At 51.4% G+C, this 16,155-nt stretch carries 15 protein-coding genes; all 15 read left to right on the forward strand.

Going from position 1 to position 16,155, the window contains the following annotated elements; all coding sequences use genetic code 11:
- The first annotated feature begins 84 nt into the window (after window positions 1–84).
- A complete protein-coding gene (sucA, locus tag SBO83_RS01415; RefSeq protein ID WP_396130224.1) occupies window positions 85–2,892 on the forward strand; it encodes a 2-oxoglutarate dehydrogenase E1 component in 2,808 nt (935 codons plus the stop codon).
- Between the two features lie 21 nt (window positions 2,893–2,913).
- Complete coding sequence (gene odhB / locus SBO83_RS01420; protein WP_034788475.1) at window positions 2,914–4,140, forward strand: 2-oxoglutarate dehydrogenase complex dihydrolipoyllysine-residue succinyltransferase; 1,227 nt, start codon at window positions 2,914–2,916, stop codon at window positions 4,138–4,140.
- A gap of 89 nt (window positions 4,141–4,229) precedes the next feature.
- Window positions 4,230–5,396 carry an ADP-forming succinate--CoA ligase subunit beta gene (gene sucC, locus SBO83_RS01425; RefSeq protein WP_034788478.1) on the forward strand — a complete coding sequence of 389 codons (1,167 nt, stop codon included), beginning with the start codon at window positions 4,230–4,232 and terminating at the stop codon, window positions 5,394–5,396.
- Complete coding sequence (gene sucD / locus SBO83_RS01430) at window positions 5,396–6,268, forward strand: succinate--CoA ligase subunit alpha (RefSeq protein ID WP_396130225.1); 873 nt, start codon at window positions 5,396–5,398, stop codon at window positions 6,266–6,268. The genes sucC and sucD overlap by 1 nt, the downstream gene beginning before the upstream one ends.
- Window positions 6,269–6,960: 692 nt before the next feature.
- Window positions 6,961–8,529: a cytochrome ubiquinol oxidase subunit I gene (gene cydA / locus SBO83_RS01435; protein ID WP_396130226.1), complete on the forward strand. Its 1,569-nt coding sequence runs from the start codon at window positions 6,961–6,963 to the stop codon at window positions 8,527–8,529.
- A 14-nt stretch (window positions 8,530–8,543) separates the two neighbouring features.
- Window positions 8,544–9,683, forward strand: coding sequence for a cytochrome d ubiquinol oxidase subunit II (gene cydB / locus SBO83_RS01440; protein ID WP_353501368.1), 1,140 nt, complete (start codon window positions 8,544–8,546; stop codon window positions 9,681–9,683).
- A 27-nt stretch (window positions 9,684–9,710) separates the two neighbouring features.
- Complete coding sequence (gene cydX / locus SBO83_RS01445) at window positions 9,711–9,830, forward strand: cytochrome bd-I oxidase subunit CydX (RefSeq protein ID WP_072009860.1); 120 nt, start codon at window positions 9,711–9,713, stop codon at window positions 9,828–9,830.
- On the forward strand, window positions 9,830–10,123 hold the full coding sequence (ybgE, locus tag SBO83_RS01450; RefSeq protein ID WP_353501369.1) for a cyd operon protein YbgE: 294 nt from the start codon (window positions 9,830–9,832) through the stop codon (window positions 10,121–10,123). The genes cydX and ybgE overlap by 1 nt, the downstream gene beginning before the upstream one ends.
- Window positions 10,124–10,273: 150 nt before the next feature.
- Window positions 10,274–10,678 (forward strand): tol-pal system-associated acyl-CoA thioesterase, encoded by a 405-nt coding sequence (gene ybgC / locus SBO83_RS01455; protein ID WP_396130227.1) that lies wholly within the window; start codon window positions 10,274–10,276, stop codon window positions 10,676–10,678.
- Window positions 10,675–11,364, forward strand: coding sequence for a Tol-Pal system protein TolQ (gene tolQ / locus SBO83_RS01460; protein ID WP_034788502.1), 690 nt, complete (start codon window positions 10,675–10,677; stop codon window positions 11,362–11,364). Before ybgC ends, tolQ begins: the two co-directional genes overlap by 4 nt.
- 11 nt (window positions 11,365–11,375) lie before the next feature.
- Complete coding sequence (tolR, locus tag SBO83_RS01465) at window positions 11,376–11,804, forward strand: colicin uptake protein TolR (RefSeq protein WP_034788505.1); 429 nt, start codon at window positions 11,376–11,378, stop codon at window positions 11,802–11,804.
- Window positions 11,805–11,932: 128 nt separating this feature from the next.
- Entirely contained in the window at window positions 11,933–13,207 is a 1,275-nt protein-coding gene (gene tolA, locus SBO83_RS01470; protein ID WP_353501370.1) for a cell envelope integrity protein TolA, read from the forward strand.
- 132 nt (window positions 13,208–13,339) lie between these two features.
- Entirely contained in the window at window positions 13,340–14,632 is a 1,293-nt protein-coding gene (gene tolB / locus SBO83_RS01475; protein ID WP_353501371.1) for a Tol-Pal system beta propeller repeat protein TolB, read from the forward strand.
- 45 nt (window positions 14,633–14,677) lie between these two features.
- On the forward strand, window positions 14,678–15,187 hold the full coding sequence (gene pal / locus SBO83_RS01480) for a peptidoglycan-associated lipoprotein Pal (protein WP_140470458.1): 510 nt from the start codon (window positions 14,678–14,680) through the stop codon (window positions 15,185–15,187).
- Window positions 15,188–15,196: 9 nt separating this feature from the next.
- Complete coding sequence (cpoB, locus tag SBO83_RS01485; RefSeq protein ID WP_396130229.1) at window positions 15,197–15,991, forward strand: cell division protein CpoB; 795 nt, start codon at window positions 15,197–15,199, stop codon at window positions 15,989–15,991.
- Window positions 15,992–16,155 lie beyond the last annotated feature (164 nt).

The raw sequence follows: 16,155 nt of genomic DNA on the forward strand, positions 1-16,155 counted from the left end.
TGGAAAACCGTCTTACCACGGTGTATCACGGTCAATATTATTAACCACGGCGAAAACTAAAGCTTCAATGCTTAAGGGATCACGATGCAGAACGGCGCAATGAAGGCCTGGCTGGATTCCTCCTATCTGGCGGGTGCAAACCAGTCTTACATAGAACAACTCTATGAAGACTACTTAACCGATCCTGGTTCCGTTGACGATAGCTGGCGTTCAATTTTTAAACAGCTTCCGACAGTGGGTGTCAAACCAGAGCAACTCCATTCTCAAACACGCGATTATTTCCGACGTCTGGCAAAAGACGCTTCTCGCTATAACTCCGCTATCAGCGATCCGGAAACGGATGCCAAGCAAGTTAAAGTGTTGCAGCTGATTAACGCCTTCCGCTTCCGCGGCCACCAGAATGCAAATCTTGATCCTCTCGGCTTGTGGAAACTTGACGACGTGCCTGATTTGGATCCGGCTTTCCACAATCTGACTGAAGCTGATTTCCAGGAAACCTTCAATGTAGGTTCTTTTGCCATTGGTAAAGAAACCATGCAGCTCGGCGAGCTGTACAAAGCACTGAAGCAAACCTATTGCGGCTCTATCGGCGCTGAATACATGCACATCACTAACACTGAAGAGAAACGCTGGATCCAACAGCGTATCGAATCCGTGGTAGGGCGCGCTAACTTCAGCGATTCAGAGAAGAAAACCTTCCTCAAAGAGCTGACCTCTGCTGAAGGTCTGGAACGTTACCTCGGCGCTAAATTCCCGGGAGCAAAACGCTTCTCGCTGGAAGGTGGCGACGCGCTGGTGCCGATGCTGAAAGAGATGATTCGTCACGCCGGTAAAAACGGTACGCGTGAAGTGGTGCTGGGTATGGCACACCGCGGTCGTTTGAACGTGCTGATCAACGTGCTGGGTAAAAAACCTCAGGACCTGTTTGACGAGTTTGCTGGTAAGCATAAAGAACATCTGGGCACAGGTGACGTTAAGTACCACATGGGCTTCTCCTCCGACGTGGAAACCGAAGGCGGCATGGTTCATCTGGCGCTGGCGTTTAACCCGTCGCATCTGGAAATCGTTAGCCCGGTGGTTATTGGTTCTGTTCGAGCCCGTCGTGACCGTCTGGACGAAGCGCGCAGTAACATGGTTCTGCCAATCACCATTCACGGTGACGCTGCTATCACTGGCCAAGGCGTCGTTCAGGAAACCCTGAACATGTCACTGGCTCGCGGTTATGAAGTGGGCGGTACCGTGCGTATCGTTATCAACAACCAAGTTGGTTTCACCACCTCTAACCCGAAAGACGCGCGTTCTACTGATTACTGTACTGACATCGCGAAAATGGTGCAGGCACCTATTTTCCACGTCAACGCAGATGATCCGGAAGCCGTGGCTTTTGTTACGCGTGTGGCACTGGATTTCCGCAACACCTTTAAACGTGATGTGATGATCGACCTCGTTTGTTATCGCCGTCATGGCCACAACGAAGCCGATGAGCCAAGTGCAACTCAGCCGCTGATGTACCAGAAAATCAAAAAACATCCTACGCCGCGCAAACTGTATGCCGATATTCTGGCTGAGCAGAATGTCGCCAGTGCGGAAGATGCGACCGAAATGGTTAATCTCTACCGTGACGCGCTGGACGCGGGCGACTGCGTGGTCGAAGAGTGGCGTCAAAATGACATGCACACCTTCACCTGGTCTCCGTACCTGAACCACGAGTGGGATGAAGAGTACCCGAGCAAGGTTGATCCTAAGCGTCTGCAAGAACTTGCTCGCCGCGCCAGCCATGTTCCAGAAGCGATTGAAATGCAGGCTCGCGTGGCGAAAATCTACGCCGACCGTATTGAAATGGCCGAAGGCAACAAGAAGTTTGACTGGGGCGGCGCCGAGAACCTGGCTTACGCAACATTGGTTGACGAAGGTATTCCTATCCGTATTTCCGGTGAAGATACCGGCCGTGGCACCTTCTTCCACCGCCATGCCGTCGTTCACAACCAGAAAAACGGTTCTGTCTACGTGCCGCTGTCTAACATTCATAACAGCCAGGGCGAGTTCAACGTCTGGGACTCCGTGCTGTCTGAAGAAGCTGTTCTGGCATTCGAATATGGCTACGCCACGGCTGAGCCGCGCACCCTGACTATCTGGGAAGCGCAGTTCGGTGACTTCGCCAACGGTGCTCAGGTGGTTATCGACCAGTTCATCAGTTCCGGTGAGCAGAAGTGGGGCCGCATGTGTGGTCTGGTGATGCTGCTGCCACACGGCTACGAAGGGCAGGGTCCAGAGCACTCATCCGCACGTCTGGAGCGTTATCTGCAACTCTGCGCTGAGCAGAACATGCAGGTTTGTATCCCGTCGACCCCGGCGCAGGTTTACCACATGATCCGCCGTCAGGCGCTGCGCGGTATGCGCCGTCCGCTGGTAGTGATGTCGCCTAAATCTCTGCTGCGTCATCCTCTGGCCGTTTCGACCATGGATGAACTGGCAAACGGTAGCTTCCTGCCGGCAATCGGTGAGATTGACGAGCTGGATCCGAAGCAAGTTAAGCGCGTCGTGATGTGTTCCGGTAAGGTCTACTATGACCTGTTGGAGCAACGTCGTAAGAACGAGCAAACTGATGTCGCCATCGTTCGTATCGAGCAGCTGTATCCATTCCCGCACAAAGCAATTCAGGAAGTGCTTGAGAAATTCTCACACGTTCATGATTTCGTTTGGTGTCAGGAAGAGCCACTGAACCAGGGTGCCTGGTACTGTAGCCAACACAATTTCCGTGAAGTGATTCCTTTCGGGGCTTCTTTACGTTACGCAGGACGTCCGGCATCTGCCTCTCCGGCAGTTGGCTATATGTCCGTTCACCAGAAGCAGCAGCAAGATCTGGTCAATGACGCGTTAAACGTTAATTAACGAATTTTAGAAGGATTGAGAATGAGTAGCGTAGATATTTTGGTCCCTGACCTCCCTGAATCCGTAGCAGACGCCACGGTTGCCACCTGGCACAAAAAGCCGGGCGACAGTGTAGAACGTGATGAAGTTCTGGTTGAAATCGAAACTGACAAAGTGGTTCTGGAAGTACCGGCAAGTGAAGCCGGTATTCTGGACAGCATCCTCGAAGACGAAGGTGCAACCGTGGTTTCTAAGCAGATTTTGGCGCGCCTGCGTCCGGGCAACAGCACTGGCAAACCAAGCCAAGAGAAAGCGTCTGATAAAGAATCCACGCCTTCACAGCGCCACACTGCGGCACTGGATGACGAAAGCAGCGATGCACTCAGCCCGGCTATTCGCCGCCTGATTGCTGAGCACTCCCTTGACGCCAGCGCTATCAAAGGCAGCGGTGTGGGTGGTCGTCTGACTCGCGAAGATATCGAAGCGCACTTGGCTAAGTCTGGCAAAGACGCTAAGTCTGACGCAGCTCCGGCGAAAGCTGAAACTGCGGCTGCTCCGGCAATCGGCGCGCGTAGCGAAAAACGCGTTCCTATGACTCGTCTGCGCAAACGCGTTGCCGAGCGTCTGCTGGAAGCGAAAAACAGCACCGCCATGTTGACGACGTTCAACGAAATCAACATGAAGCCAATCATGGACATGCGTAAGCAGTACGGCGAAGCGTTCGAGAAACGTCACGGCGTGCGTCTGGGCTTCATGTCCTTCTACCTGAAAGCCGTGGTTGAAGCACTGAAACGCTTCCCAGAAGTTAACGCTTCTATCGATGGCGATGACGTGGTTTACCACAACTACTTCGACGTGAGCATTGCCGTTTCAACTCCACGCGGTCTGGTAACGCCAGTGCTACGCGACGTTGACACGCTGGGTATGGCTGACATCGAGAAGCAAATCAAAGAGCTGGCCATCAAAGGTCGCGACGGTAAGCTGAAAGTAGAAGAACTGACCGGCGGTAACTTCACAGTGACCAACGGCGGCGTATTCGGCTCGCTGATGTCTACACCAATCATCAACCCACCGCAGAGCGCGATCCTTGGCATGCACGCCATTAAAGATCGCCCAATGGCGGTGAATGGTCAGGTTGTTATTCAGCCAATGATGTATCTGGCGCTGTCCTATGACCATCGTCTGGTTGACGGCCGTGAGTCAGTAGGCTTCCTGGTGACCATCAAAGAAATGCTGGAAGATCCGGCTCGTCTGCTGCTGGACGTCTAGTCCAAGCGGGTCAAGAAAAGAGATCGAAAAGTCTATGGCGCGGTGCGCCGTGCCATAGAGATGCCTTACTACTGAATGGATAGAACATCATGAATTTACACGAGTATCAGGCGAAACAGCTGTTCCTACGCTACGGCCTGCCAGCACCATCAGGCTTCGCCTGTTCCACTCCGCGCGAAGCGGAAGAAGCAGCATCAAAAATCGGTGCTGGCCCGTGGGTAGTTAAATGCCAGGTTCACGCTGGCGGCCGCGGTAAAGCGGGTGGCGTGAAAGTGGTTAAAAGTAAAGAAGAGATCCGTGCTTTTGCTGAGAACTGGCTGGGCAAACGCCTGGTTACTTACCAGACAGACGCACAGGGTCAGCCGGTAAACCAGATTCTGGTTGAAGCAGCGACTGACATCGACAAAGAGCTGTACCTCGGCGCAGTGGTTGACCGTAGCTCCCGTCGCGTGGTGTTCATGGCCTCTACCGAAGGCGGCGTGGAAATCGAGAAAGTGGCAGAAGAAACGCCACACTTGATCCACAAAGTTGCTCTGGATCCACTGGCAGGTCCACAGCCTTACCAAGGCCGTGAACTGGCGTTCAAACTGGGTCTGACCGGTAAGCAAGTTCAGCAGTTCACCAAGATCTTCATGGGTCTGGCGACTATCTTCCTTGAGCGCGACTTGGCGCTGATCGAAATCAACCCACTGGTTGTGACCACTGCTGGCGACCTGATCTGCCTCGACGGCAAACTGGGCGCAGACGGCAACGCACTGTTCCGTCAGCCAGAATTGCGCGAAATGCGCGACCACAGCCAAGAAGATGCCCGTGAATCTCAGGCTGCGCAGTGGGAACTGAACTACGTTGCTCTCGACGGCAACATCGGTTGCATGGTTAACGGCGCGGGTCTGGCGATGGGGACTATGGACATCGTTAAACTGCACGGCGGCGAGCCAGCTAACTTCCTCGACGTAGGCGGTGGCGCAACCAAAGAGCGCGTAACTGAAGCGTTCAAAATCATCTTGTCTGATGAAAAAGTTAAAGCGGTATTCGTTAACATCTTCGGCGGCATCGTGCGCTGTGACCTGATTGCCGACGGTATCATCGGCGCAGTAGCAGAAGTGGGCGTCAACGTGCCAGTCGTGGTACGTCTTGAAGGTAACAATGCCGAGCTGGGCGCTAAGAAATTGGCGGACAGCGGTTTGAACATCATTGCAGCGACCAGCCTGACCAATGCGGCTCAACAAGTCGTCGCGGCAGTGGAGGGGAAATAATGTCGATTTTAATCAACAAGAACACCAAAGTTATCTGCCAAGGCTTCACCGGCAGCCAGGGTACTTTCCACTCTGAACAAGCGGTTGCTTACGGCACCAAAATGGTTGGCGGCGTAACGCCAGGCAAAGGCGGCACCGAGCATCTGGGTCTGCCAGTGTTCAACACTGTGCGCGAAGCCGTGGAATCTACAGGCGCTACGGCTTCTGTGATCTATGTTCCAGCTCCGTTCTGCAAAGACTCCATCTTGGAAGCTATCGATGCAGGTATTAAGCTTATCATTTGTATCACTGAAGGTATCCCAACGCTGGATATGCTGATTGTGAAATCTAAGCTTGAGCAAACTGACGTAGTGATGATCGGGCCAAACTGTCCGGGCGTTATCACACCGGGCGAATGCAAAATCGGCATCATGCCGGGTCACATTCACAAGCCGGGCAAAGTGGGTATCGTTTCCCGCTCTGGTACCCTGACTTATGAAGCCGTTAAGCAGACCACTGACAATGGCTACGGCCAGTCAAGCTGCGTGGGTATCGGCGGTGACCCGATCCCAGGCTCTAACTTCATCGATATCCTGAAACTGTTCCAGGAAGATCCACAGACTGAAGTTATCGTGATGATCGGTGAGATCGGTGGTAACGCAGAAGAAGAAGCAGCTGCTTACATCAAAGATCACGTGACCAAGCCTGTTGTGGGCTACATCGCGGGCGTGACGGCACCTAAAGGCAAACGCATGGGCCACGCAGGCGCCATCATTGCCGGTGGTAAAGGTACTGCTGACGATAAATTTGCTGCATTGGAAGCCGCTGGCGTGAAGACTGTTCGCAGCCTGGCTGACATCGGCGACGCAGTAAAAGCGGTTCTGCCAAACTAAATAACTTCGCGTTATTATTTAAATTAAGGCCACTTTCGAGTGGCCTTTTTTATTGCTGCTATAATATTTAACAATTATCCATTTAGATGATTATTTTTAACAATTAAGCGTTGGGTTAATTCGAAAATAAATAGGCGTAATTGAATTTATAATGTGGCGGAAATGATATTTGTTTCACCATAAATTCACAAATAATTAACCCATTGGCTTTCAATAAAACCGAATGAAACCAATAATTAACAATGTCTAAGATTTTTTGTAGAAAGCCTAAGAACAATATAGAAATAAATAGCCAGATAGGCTTAAATTGTTGCAGATCAATATCAGGGGATCCTGATGTTTCAGCCATTAATTGACCTGTAAATGGAAATACGATTTAGCTCACGCAAAAACCTATTTATTGTGTGGGATTAGTGGCGTAACATTATCAACCTGTAGCATCAGTACCCAAGAACAGATCTAGGTTGCTAACTTTTCCAATCTTCACATCCCTTAGCGCTGCGGCCTTTTTTGCAGAGTTTTTGCCTACGCATGCGGTGAGATTGGGCGTCAAACGCTACTGTTATCAGTGGCGTATTTGACAGTTTTACTTGTTTTGCAGGTTTTGAAATTGGAAGTCATGAGGCGTTCCGGCAATCGGTTCGTCAGAGAGTCGCAAGTTGGAGTCTTCCTCCGAGGAGCAAGGGGTCAAGATGTTTGATATCGTTGAACTGTCGCGTTTACAGTTTGCTTTAACTGCCATGTACCATTTCTTATTTGTCCCATTAACGCTAGGTATGGCGTTTTTACTGGCAATTATGGAAACGGTATATGTACTTTCCGGCAAACAAATCTATAAAGATATGACCAAATTCTGGGGCAAGTTATTTGCAGTTAACTTTGCTCTGGGTGTGGCCACGGGTTTGACCATGGAATTCCAGTTCGGAACCAACTGGTCATATTTCTCACATTACGTCGGTGATATCTTTGGGGCCCCGCTGGCCATCGAAGGTTTAATGGCGTTCTTCCTTGAATCCACGTTAGTCGGGTTATTCTTCTTCGGCTGGGACCGTTTATCGAAAGTCCAGCACATGACGGTAACCTGGTTTGTCGCGCTCGGCTCGAACTTATCCGCACTCTGGATCCTGGTTGCCAACGGCTGGATGCAAAACCCGATTGCCTCGGACTTCAACTACGAAACCATGCGTATGGAAATGGTCAGCTTCTCCGAGCTGGTCTTAAACCCGGTTGCACAGGTTAAATTCGTTCACACCGTGGCGGCAGGCTATGTCACCGGCGCGATGTTCATTCTGGCTATTAGCTCTTACTACCTGTTGAAAGGTCGTGACGTAGGCTTCGCTAAGCGTTCATTCGCCATCGCAGCAAGCTTCGGTCTCGCTGCCACGCTCTCCGTTATCGTGCTGGGTGATGAATCCGGTTACGAAATGGGTGACGTGCAGAAAACCAAGCTGGCGGCTATCGAAGCAGAGTGGGACACCCAACCTGCACCGGCCAACTTCACGCTGATTGGCTTGCCAAATCAGGACAAGATGGAAAACGAATACTCCATCCAAATTCCTTACCTGCTTGGCCTGATTGCCACGCGCTCCGTGGATACGCCAGTGACGGGTCTGAAAGACCTGATGGCGCAGCATGAAGTGCGTATTCGCAATGGTATGAAGGCGTACACGCTGCTGGAAGAGTTGCGCTCAGGCAATACTGACCCAACCGTGCGTAGCGACTTCGAGAAAACCAAGCAGGATCTCGGCTACGGTTTACTACTGAAACGCTATACGCCGAACGTGGCGGATGCCACTGAAGCGCAAATCCAGCAGGCGACCAAAGACTCCATTCCTCGCGTTCTGCCGCTGTACTTCGCTTTCCGTATTATGGTGGCCTGTGGCTTCCTGATGCTGGCGATTATCGGTCTGTCGTTCTTCATGGTACTTCGCGGCAAGATTGGTCAGAAGCGTTGGCTGCACCGCGCGGCGCTGTGGGGCTTACCGCTGCCATGGATCGCCGTCGAAGCAGGGTGGTTTGTTGCCGAATATGGCCGCCAGCCTTGGGCTATCGGTGAAGTCTTACCGACGGCTATCGCTAACTCTTCGCTGACTCGCGCTGACGTGTTGATGTCGATGGGGCTGATTTGCGGTCTGTACACCTTGTTCCTTATCGCTGAGATGTTCCTGATGTTCAAATTCGCCCGTTTGGGGCCAAGTAGCCTGAAAACCGGCCGCTACCACTTTGAACAACCTTCAGCACCGCTTGAACAAGCTCGGTAATAGGGAGTCTAGCTATGTTTGATTATGAAGTATTACGATTCATCTGGTGGGCATTGATCGGCGTGCTGTTCATTGGCTTCGCCGTAACCGACGGTTTCGACATGGGCGTGGGCATCTTGCTGCGCATCATTGGCAAAACCGACACTGACCGCCGCGTGATGATCAACTCCATTGCTCCGCACTGGGACGGCAACCAAGTCTGGCTTATCACCGCGGGTGGTGCGCTGTTCGCCGCATGGCCAATGGTCTATGCCGCCGCATTCTCCGGCTTCTATGGTGCGATGATCCTGGTGCTCTGCGCCTTGTTCTTCCGCCCATTAGGTTTCGACTACCGTTCGAAGCTGGAAAACGCGCGCTGGCGTGGCATGTGGGACTGGGGCATCTTCATCGGTAGCTTCGTGCCTGCATTGGTGTTCGGCGTGGCGTTCGGCAACCTGCTGTTGGGCGTGCCATTCCACATCGACAATGACTTGCGCCTGTTCTACACCGGCAGCCTGTTCGAGTTGCTGAATCCGTTTGGCCTGTTGGCGGGTATCGTGAGCCTGACCATGCTTATCACTCAGGGCGCGACCTACCTGCAAATGCGTACCACCGGCGAGCTGCATTTACGCACTCGCACGGCATCGCAGATCTCAGCCTTGGTGATGATGGTGTGCTTCCTGTTAGCGGGCGTTTGGCTGGTGAAAGGGATTGATGGCTATCTGGTGACGTCGACGCTGGATCACGCAGGTCCATCGAACCCACTGCATAAAACCGTCGCACATCAGGCTGGTGCATGGTTGGTGAACTTCAACAATATGCCGAGCCTGTGGGCTATTCCGGCACTGGGCGTTATCTTGCCACTGTTCACCATCCTGTTCTCACGCATTAATAAAGGCGCACTGGCTTTCGTCAGTAACTCACTGACCATCGCTTGCGTTATTTTGACTGCTGGGATCACCATGTTCCCGTTCGTCATGCCGTCGATCACTAACCCTGACGCCAGCCTGACCATGTGGGATGCAACCTCGACATTGCTGACCTTGAAAGTGATGACCGTGGTGGCCTGTATCTTCGTGCCGATCATTCTGATCTACACCAGTTGGGCGTATTACAAGATGTTTGGTCGTCTCGACAAAACTTACATCGAAAACAACAAACACTCTTTGTATTAATCGTTCAACTGAACGGGAGATAACACTATGTGGTATTTTGCGTGGATCCTCGGGACTCTGTTAGCGTGCTCATTCGGCATTATTACTGCACTGGCTTTCGAGCACAGTGAAGAGAATAAAGCCGCTGCGGCGAAAGAGCGCGAATAATGAGCGCGCTCGCGGATAGAGTTTATGCCGTGACTGACAAGGGCCCCTTGCGGGCCCTTTCATTAGTGATGGCGCTCGTATTAGCTGGATGCGTATTTTGGCAACCGGGTGAATTCGCTTCTTCCACCAGTCAGTTGGAAGTCTGGCATGGGATCATTCTGATTTGGGCCGTTTGCACAGGCCTAATTCACGGCTTTGGATTCCGTCCCCATCGCTCTGTATGGAAAGCGTTCTTTTCACCACTCCCGGCGATGATTATTCTGCTGGCGGGGCTGGTTTACTTTTTTAGCTAGTTTGTTTATCTAATATTGATAGATATTTACACTACTTTTCCTATGGGCCATTCAGGCCCATAATTATTTTCGTTCCTGACTTGCAACCCATTCCCATCAAGAAATCTCTTGCGTATAGTAGGCCCGTCAAATTGCATTACGGGATGTAGAGTGAGTAATTCGTTGTTCCGATGGCCGGTCCGTGTTTATTACGAAGACACAGACGCTGGTGGGGTGGTCTATCACGCCCAGTACATCGCCTTTTATGAAAGGGCTCGCACAGAAATGTTGCGCCAACGCAATATTCACCAGCAACAGTTGTTGGATGAACACGTCGCTTTTGCTGTCCGCCGCATGACGGTCGAATACTTGGCTCCTGCTTGTCTCGACGACTTGCTGGATGTCCAAAGTGAGATAACGTCTATTCGGGGGGCCTCACTTACCTTTGCACAACGAATTCTTGATGCACGTGGCAACCTTCTGAGTACTGTAGAAGTGTTGATTGCATGTATCGATCCACACCAAAAGAAGCCAAGAGCGCTTCCTAAGTCTTTTGTCGCGGAGTTTAAGCAGTGACTGACATGAACATTCTTGATTTATTTTTAAAGGCCAGCATCCTGGTTAAGCTGATCATGCTTATTCTGGTGTGCTTCTCTGTCGCGTCTTGGGCAATCATCATTCAGCGCACCAAAGTGTTGAATGCTGCTACGCGTGAGGCAGAAGCGTTTGAAGATAAATTCTGGTCCGGTATCGAGCTTTCACGCCTTTACCAGGAAAGCCAGGGCCGTCGTGAGACTCTCACTGGCGCAGAACAAATTTTCCATTCAGGTTTCAAAGAGTTCGCTCGTTTGCACCGTGCAAACAGCCATGCGCCAGAGTCGGTCATCGACGGCTCCTCTCGCGCCATGCGTATCTCCTTCAACCGTGAAATGGAAACCCTCGAAACCCACATTCCTTTCCTCGGCACCGTTGGTTCTATCAGCCCATACATTGGTCTGTTCGGTACTGTTTGGGGGATCATGCATGCGTTCATCGGTTTGGGTTCTGTTAAGCAGGCCACCTTACAGATGGTTGCGCCGGGTATCGCCGAAGCCTTGATCGCGACAGCAATCGGTCTTTTCGCTGCAATTCCAGCAGTTATGGCTTACAACCGATTGAACCAGCGCGTGAACAAGCTCGAGCAAAACTACGACAACTTTATGGAAGAATTTACGGCTATCCTGCACCGTCAGGCTTTCTCTCGCGAAACAAGCAGTAACTAAAGGGGGATAGCATGGCTCGAGTACGTGGTCGCCATCGTCGCGAATTAAAGTCAGAGATTAACATTGTTCCGCTGCTCGACGTGCTGTTGGTACTGCTGCTGATATTTATGGCTACAGCGCCAATCATCACGCAAAGCGTGGAAGTTGATCTTCCTGATGCGACAGATTCTAAAACGGTATCTACTGATGATAACCCGCCGGTCATTGTTGAAGTTTCCGGTGTTGGTCAATACACCATCGTGGTGGATCATCAGCGTATGGAGCAGTTGCCGGAACAGCAGGTTATTGCGGAAGCAACCAGCCGTATCCAAGCCAATCCGAAGACAGTCTTCCTGATCGGCGGTGCAAAAGATGTTCCTTATGATGAAATCATCAAGGCGCTGAACATGCTCCATCAGGCAGGTGTGAAATCTGTCGGACTTATGACACAGCCTATTTAACGATAGGTAATTTGTAACACTTATTGGAAACCCGGCTTTTCTTGGCCTGATAAAACAGTTGTCTGCAAAGCGATAACTGGTGCAGAAGAAATCCGGGTTTTTGGCAATCCTGTGTTGGGAAATCTATTTTGGTAAAGGCAACTGCAACTGAACAAAACGATAAGCTCAAACGCGCCGTTATTGTTTCGGTCGTTCTGCATATCATCATAATTGCCCTGCTTATCTGGGGATCGCTGGACGAAGATACCAGCATGAGTGGCGGTGGCGGCGGGAGTGATATCTCAGCCGTTATGGTTGATCCAAGCGCGGTGGTTGATCAGTACAATCGCCAGCAGCAGCAACAAGCCGATGCTCAACGTGCTGCACAATCCCGTCAGAAAAAGTCCGAGCAGCAGGCTGAAGAACTTCAGCAAAAGCAGGCAGCAGAGCAGCAGCGACTGAAAGAATTAGAGAAAGAGCGTTTGCAAGCACAGGAAGATGCTAAGCAGGCGCAGGAAGATGCCAAAGAGCAGCAAAAACAGGCTGCTGAGCAACAAAAGCAAGCTGCTGCCGAGCAACAGAAAGAAGCTCAGGAGCAGGCGCAGAAGGCCGCCGCAGATGCCGCAGCCAAGGCGAAAGCCGAAGCCGCGAAGCAACAGGCTGATGCCGCTGCCAAAGCGAAAGCCGAAGCTGACAAAGTCGCCAAAGCTCAGGCTGACGCACAGAAGAAAGCCGCCGCTGAAGCGAAGAAACAGGCTGAAGCCGAAGCCGCTGCCACTGCGGCAGCTGCTAAGAAGCAAGCTGAAGCAGACGCCAAAAAACAGGCCGAAGCTGACGCGAAGAAACAAGCTGCTGCTGAGGCAAAAGCCGCCGCAGCCGCAGAAGCGAAAGAAAAAGCAGAGGCCGCTGCTCAGGCTAAGGCCGATGCTGCGGCAAAAGCGAAAGCTGATGCCGCCGCTGAGAAGAAAGCCGAAGCTGCCGCTGCTGCTAAAAAAGCGGCTGCTGACAAGAAAGCTGCCGCCGCCGCTGCGGCGAAAGAGTCTGAGTCTGTTGATGACCTGTTTGGTGGTTTGGCTAACTCTAAAAACGCGCCGAAAGGTGGTGGGGGAGCCAGCGCGCCAGCAGGGCAGGGCAAGAATAAGGCGGCCGGTGCTTCTGGTGCAGATATCGCTAACTATGGCAGTCAGATTAAGGCAGCTATCGAAAGCCGGTTCTATGATGCTTCCTCGTATGCAGGCAAAACCTGTACTCTGCGGGTGAAAATGGCGCCAGATGGATTGTTAATTGATGTGAAAGCGGAAGGCGGCGATCCGGCACTTTGTCAGGCGGCTCTTGCAGCAGCTCGACAGGCCAAATTCCCGAAACCACCGTCACAAGCTGTTTACGAAGTATTTAAAAATGCGCCATTGGACTTCAAACCATAGTAATAGTCGAAAGTTATCGTTTTTCGGATTATTACGAAGGTAAATGTGGTCAACTTATAGTTTTGTGTGCGTTGGTTTGTTAAAATTCTGCTAATTTATCGCGGGCAGATCGGTCCAGATAAGGGAGATACAATGAAGCAGGCATTTCGAGTAGCGTTTGGCCTTTTGATACTGTGGGCGTCTGTGTTACACGCAGAAGTTCGCATTGAAATTACCCAAGGGGTCGACACCGCGCGCCCAATTGGCGTGGTGCCTTTTAAATGGGCTGGTCCTGGTAATCCACCGGAAGATATCGGTGCTATTGTTGCTGCTGACTTACGTAACAGCGGTAAATTTAATCCAATTGATGCATCACGCATGCCTCAACAACCGACAAGCGCATCAGAAGTCACCCCTGCTGCCTGGACGGCGCTGGGTATTGATGCCGTAGTGGTTGGTCAGGTTCAGCCAAGTGCTGACGGCAAGTATTTGGTTTCTTATCAGCTGGTTGATACCTCTGGTTCACCAGGTACTGTTCTGGCACAAAACCAGTACCAAATCACTAAGCAGTGGCTGCGTTATTCCGCACACACCGCCAGTGACGAAGTGTTTGAAAAATTAACCGGCATTAAGGGTGCTTTCCGTACTCGTATTGCTTACATCGTGCAGACCAACGGCGGTAAATTCCCGTACGAATTACGCGTTGCTGACTACGATGGCTACAACCAGTTCGTGGTTCACCGTTCACCAGAGCCTTTGATGTCTCCGGCTTGGTCTCCAGACGGTAGCAAACTGGCTTACGTAACATTCGAAAGTGGGCGTTCTGCTCTGGTTGTACAGACTCTGGCTAATGGCGCAATCAAACAGATCGCATCATTCCCGCGTCACAACGGTGCTCCAGCGTTCTCTCCAGACGGCAGCAAACTGGCCTTTGCCTTGTCTAAAGGCGGCAGTCTGAACGTTTATGTAATGAATCTTGGCTCGGGTCAAATTACCCAAGTTACTGATGGACGTAGCAACAACACCGAACCAACCTGGTTCCCAGACAGCCAGACTCTGGCTTTCACCTCGGATCAGGGCGGTCGTCCACAGCTTTATAAAGTCGGTATTAATGGCGGTGCGCCTCAGCGTCTGACCTGGGAAGGTTCTCAGAATCAGGACTCTGATATCAGCTCGGATGGTAAGTTCCTGGTTATGGTGAGCAGCAACAATGGCTCGCAGCACATCGCTAAACAAGATCTAGTAACGGGAGCCGTTCAAACATTGACGGACACGTTCCTGGATGAAACGCCTAGTATCGCCCCAAATGGCACCATGGTGATTTACAGCGCCTCTCAAGGTCTGGGTTCCGTGTTGCAGTTGGTCTCGACTGATGGGCGTTTCAAAGCGCGTCTTCCGGCAACTGATGGACAGGTAAAATTCCCTGCCTGGTCGCCGTACCTGTGATGCATATAAACTATGTATGGCAAAAATTATAAAAGGATCAACGAGATGCAACTGAACAAAGTGCTTAAAGGGCTGCTGCTGGCTGTGCCTGTACTGGCAATCGCCGCGTGTAGTTCTCACAAAAGCGCAGACAATGGCCAATCTGGTATGGGCGCTGGCGCTGGCACTGGTGCAGAGAGCGGCAACATGTCTTCTGAAGAGCAAGCGCGTCTGCAGATGCAAGAGCTGCAAAAGAACAATATCGTTTACTTCGGTCTGGACAAGTACGATATCGCTTCTGACTTCGCTCAAATGCTGGATGCGCATGCTGCATTCCTGCGCAGCAACCCTTCATACAAAGTGACTGTTGAAGGTCATGCGGATGAACGTGGTACTCCGGAATACAACATCGCTCTGGGTGAGCGTCGTGCTACTGCAGTTAAAATGTACCTGCAAGGCAAAGGCGTTTCTGCTGACCAGATCTCTATCGTTTCTTACGGTAAAGAGAAGCCAGCTGTACTGGGCCACGACGAAGCGGCTTACGCTAAAAACCGTCGTGCCGTACTGGTATACTAAGAGAGTCGCATGAGCAGTAACTTCAGACATCACTTGTTGGGTCTGTCGTTACTGGTTGGCGTAGCGGTCCCATGGGCCGCTACTGCCCAAGCGCCAATCAGTAATGTCGGCTCAGGCTCGATAGACGATCGAGTCACCTCTCTGGAGCGTATTTCTAACGCTCACAGCCAACTATTAACTCAACTTCAGCAACAACTCTCTGACTCCCAACGTGATATTGATTCTCTCCGTGGTCAAATTCAGGAAAACCAATATCAGTTAAGCCAGATTGTTGATCGCCAAAAGCAAATTTATCAGCAGATGGACAGTCTTAGCAGCCAGGGTTCAGGTAATGCGAATGCTGCCGCCTCAGGCGCTGCTGCTGGAGCTGCTGCCGGCGCAGCCACTGATTCATCCACTCCTGCCCCTACGCAGGCTCCTGCGAGCACGGGTGATGAAAACACTGACTACAATGCTGCCGTTGCACTTGCCCTGGAAAAGAAACAGTACGATCAGGCTATTTCAGCTTTCCAGGCGTTCATCAAGCAATACCCGAAATCGACTTACCTGCCTAACGCCAACTATTGGTTAGGTCAGTTGTATTACAACAAAGGTAAGAAAGATGACGCGGCTTATTTCTACGCCGTGGTGGTTAAAAGCTATCCAAAATCTCCAAAAAGTTCGGACGCGATGTATAAGGTTGGGGTGATCATGCAAGAGAAAGGGCAGGCTGATAAAGCCAAGGCTGTCTTCTCGCAGGTCGTAAAACAGTACCCAAATACCGATGCGGCCAAACAAGCTCAAAAACGCTTGTCTTCACAGTAATTCGTTATTCAGGCCCAGAAAACATCCATTTCGATGGTTTTCTGGGCTTGAATGCGTGAAGAACAAGCAGTCAGAGTTTTTTCTTCAATTAAACGTTGCACTGAAAAGTTATATAAGTAATATATGCCGCCGTTGCCTAGGCAACTGTAACGCGTTAAAGCATC

It is taken from the genome of Ewingella allii (genome assembly GCF_044430645.1).
GTDB classification, from domain to species: domain Bacteria; phylum Pseudomonadota; class Gammaproteobacteria; order Enterobacterales; family Enterobacteriaceae; genus Ewingella; species Ewingella allii.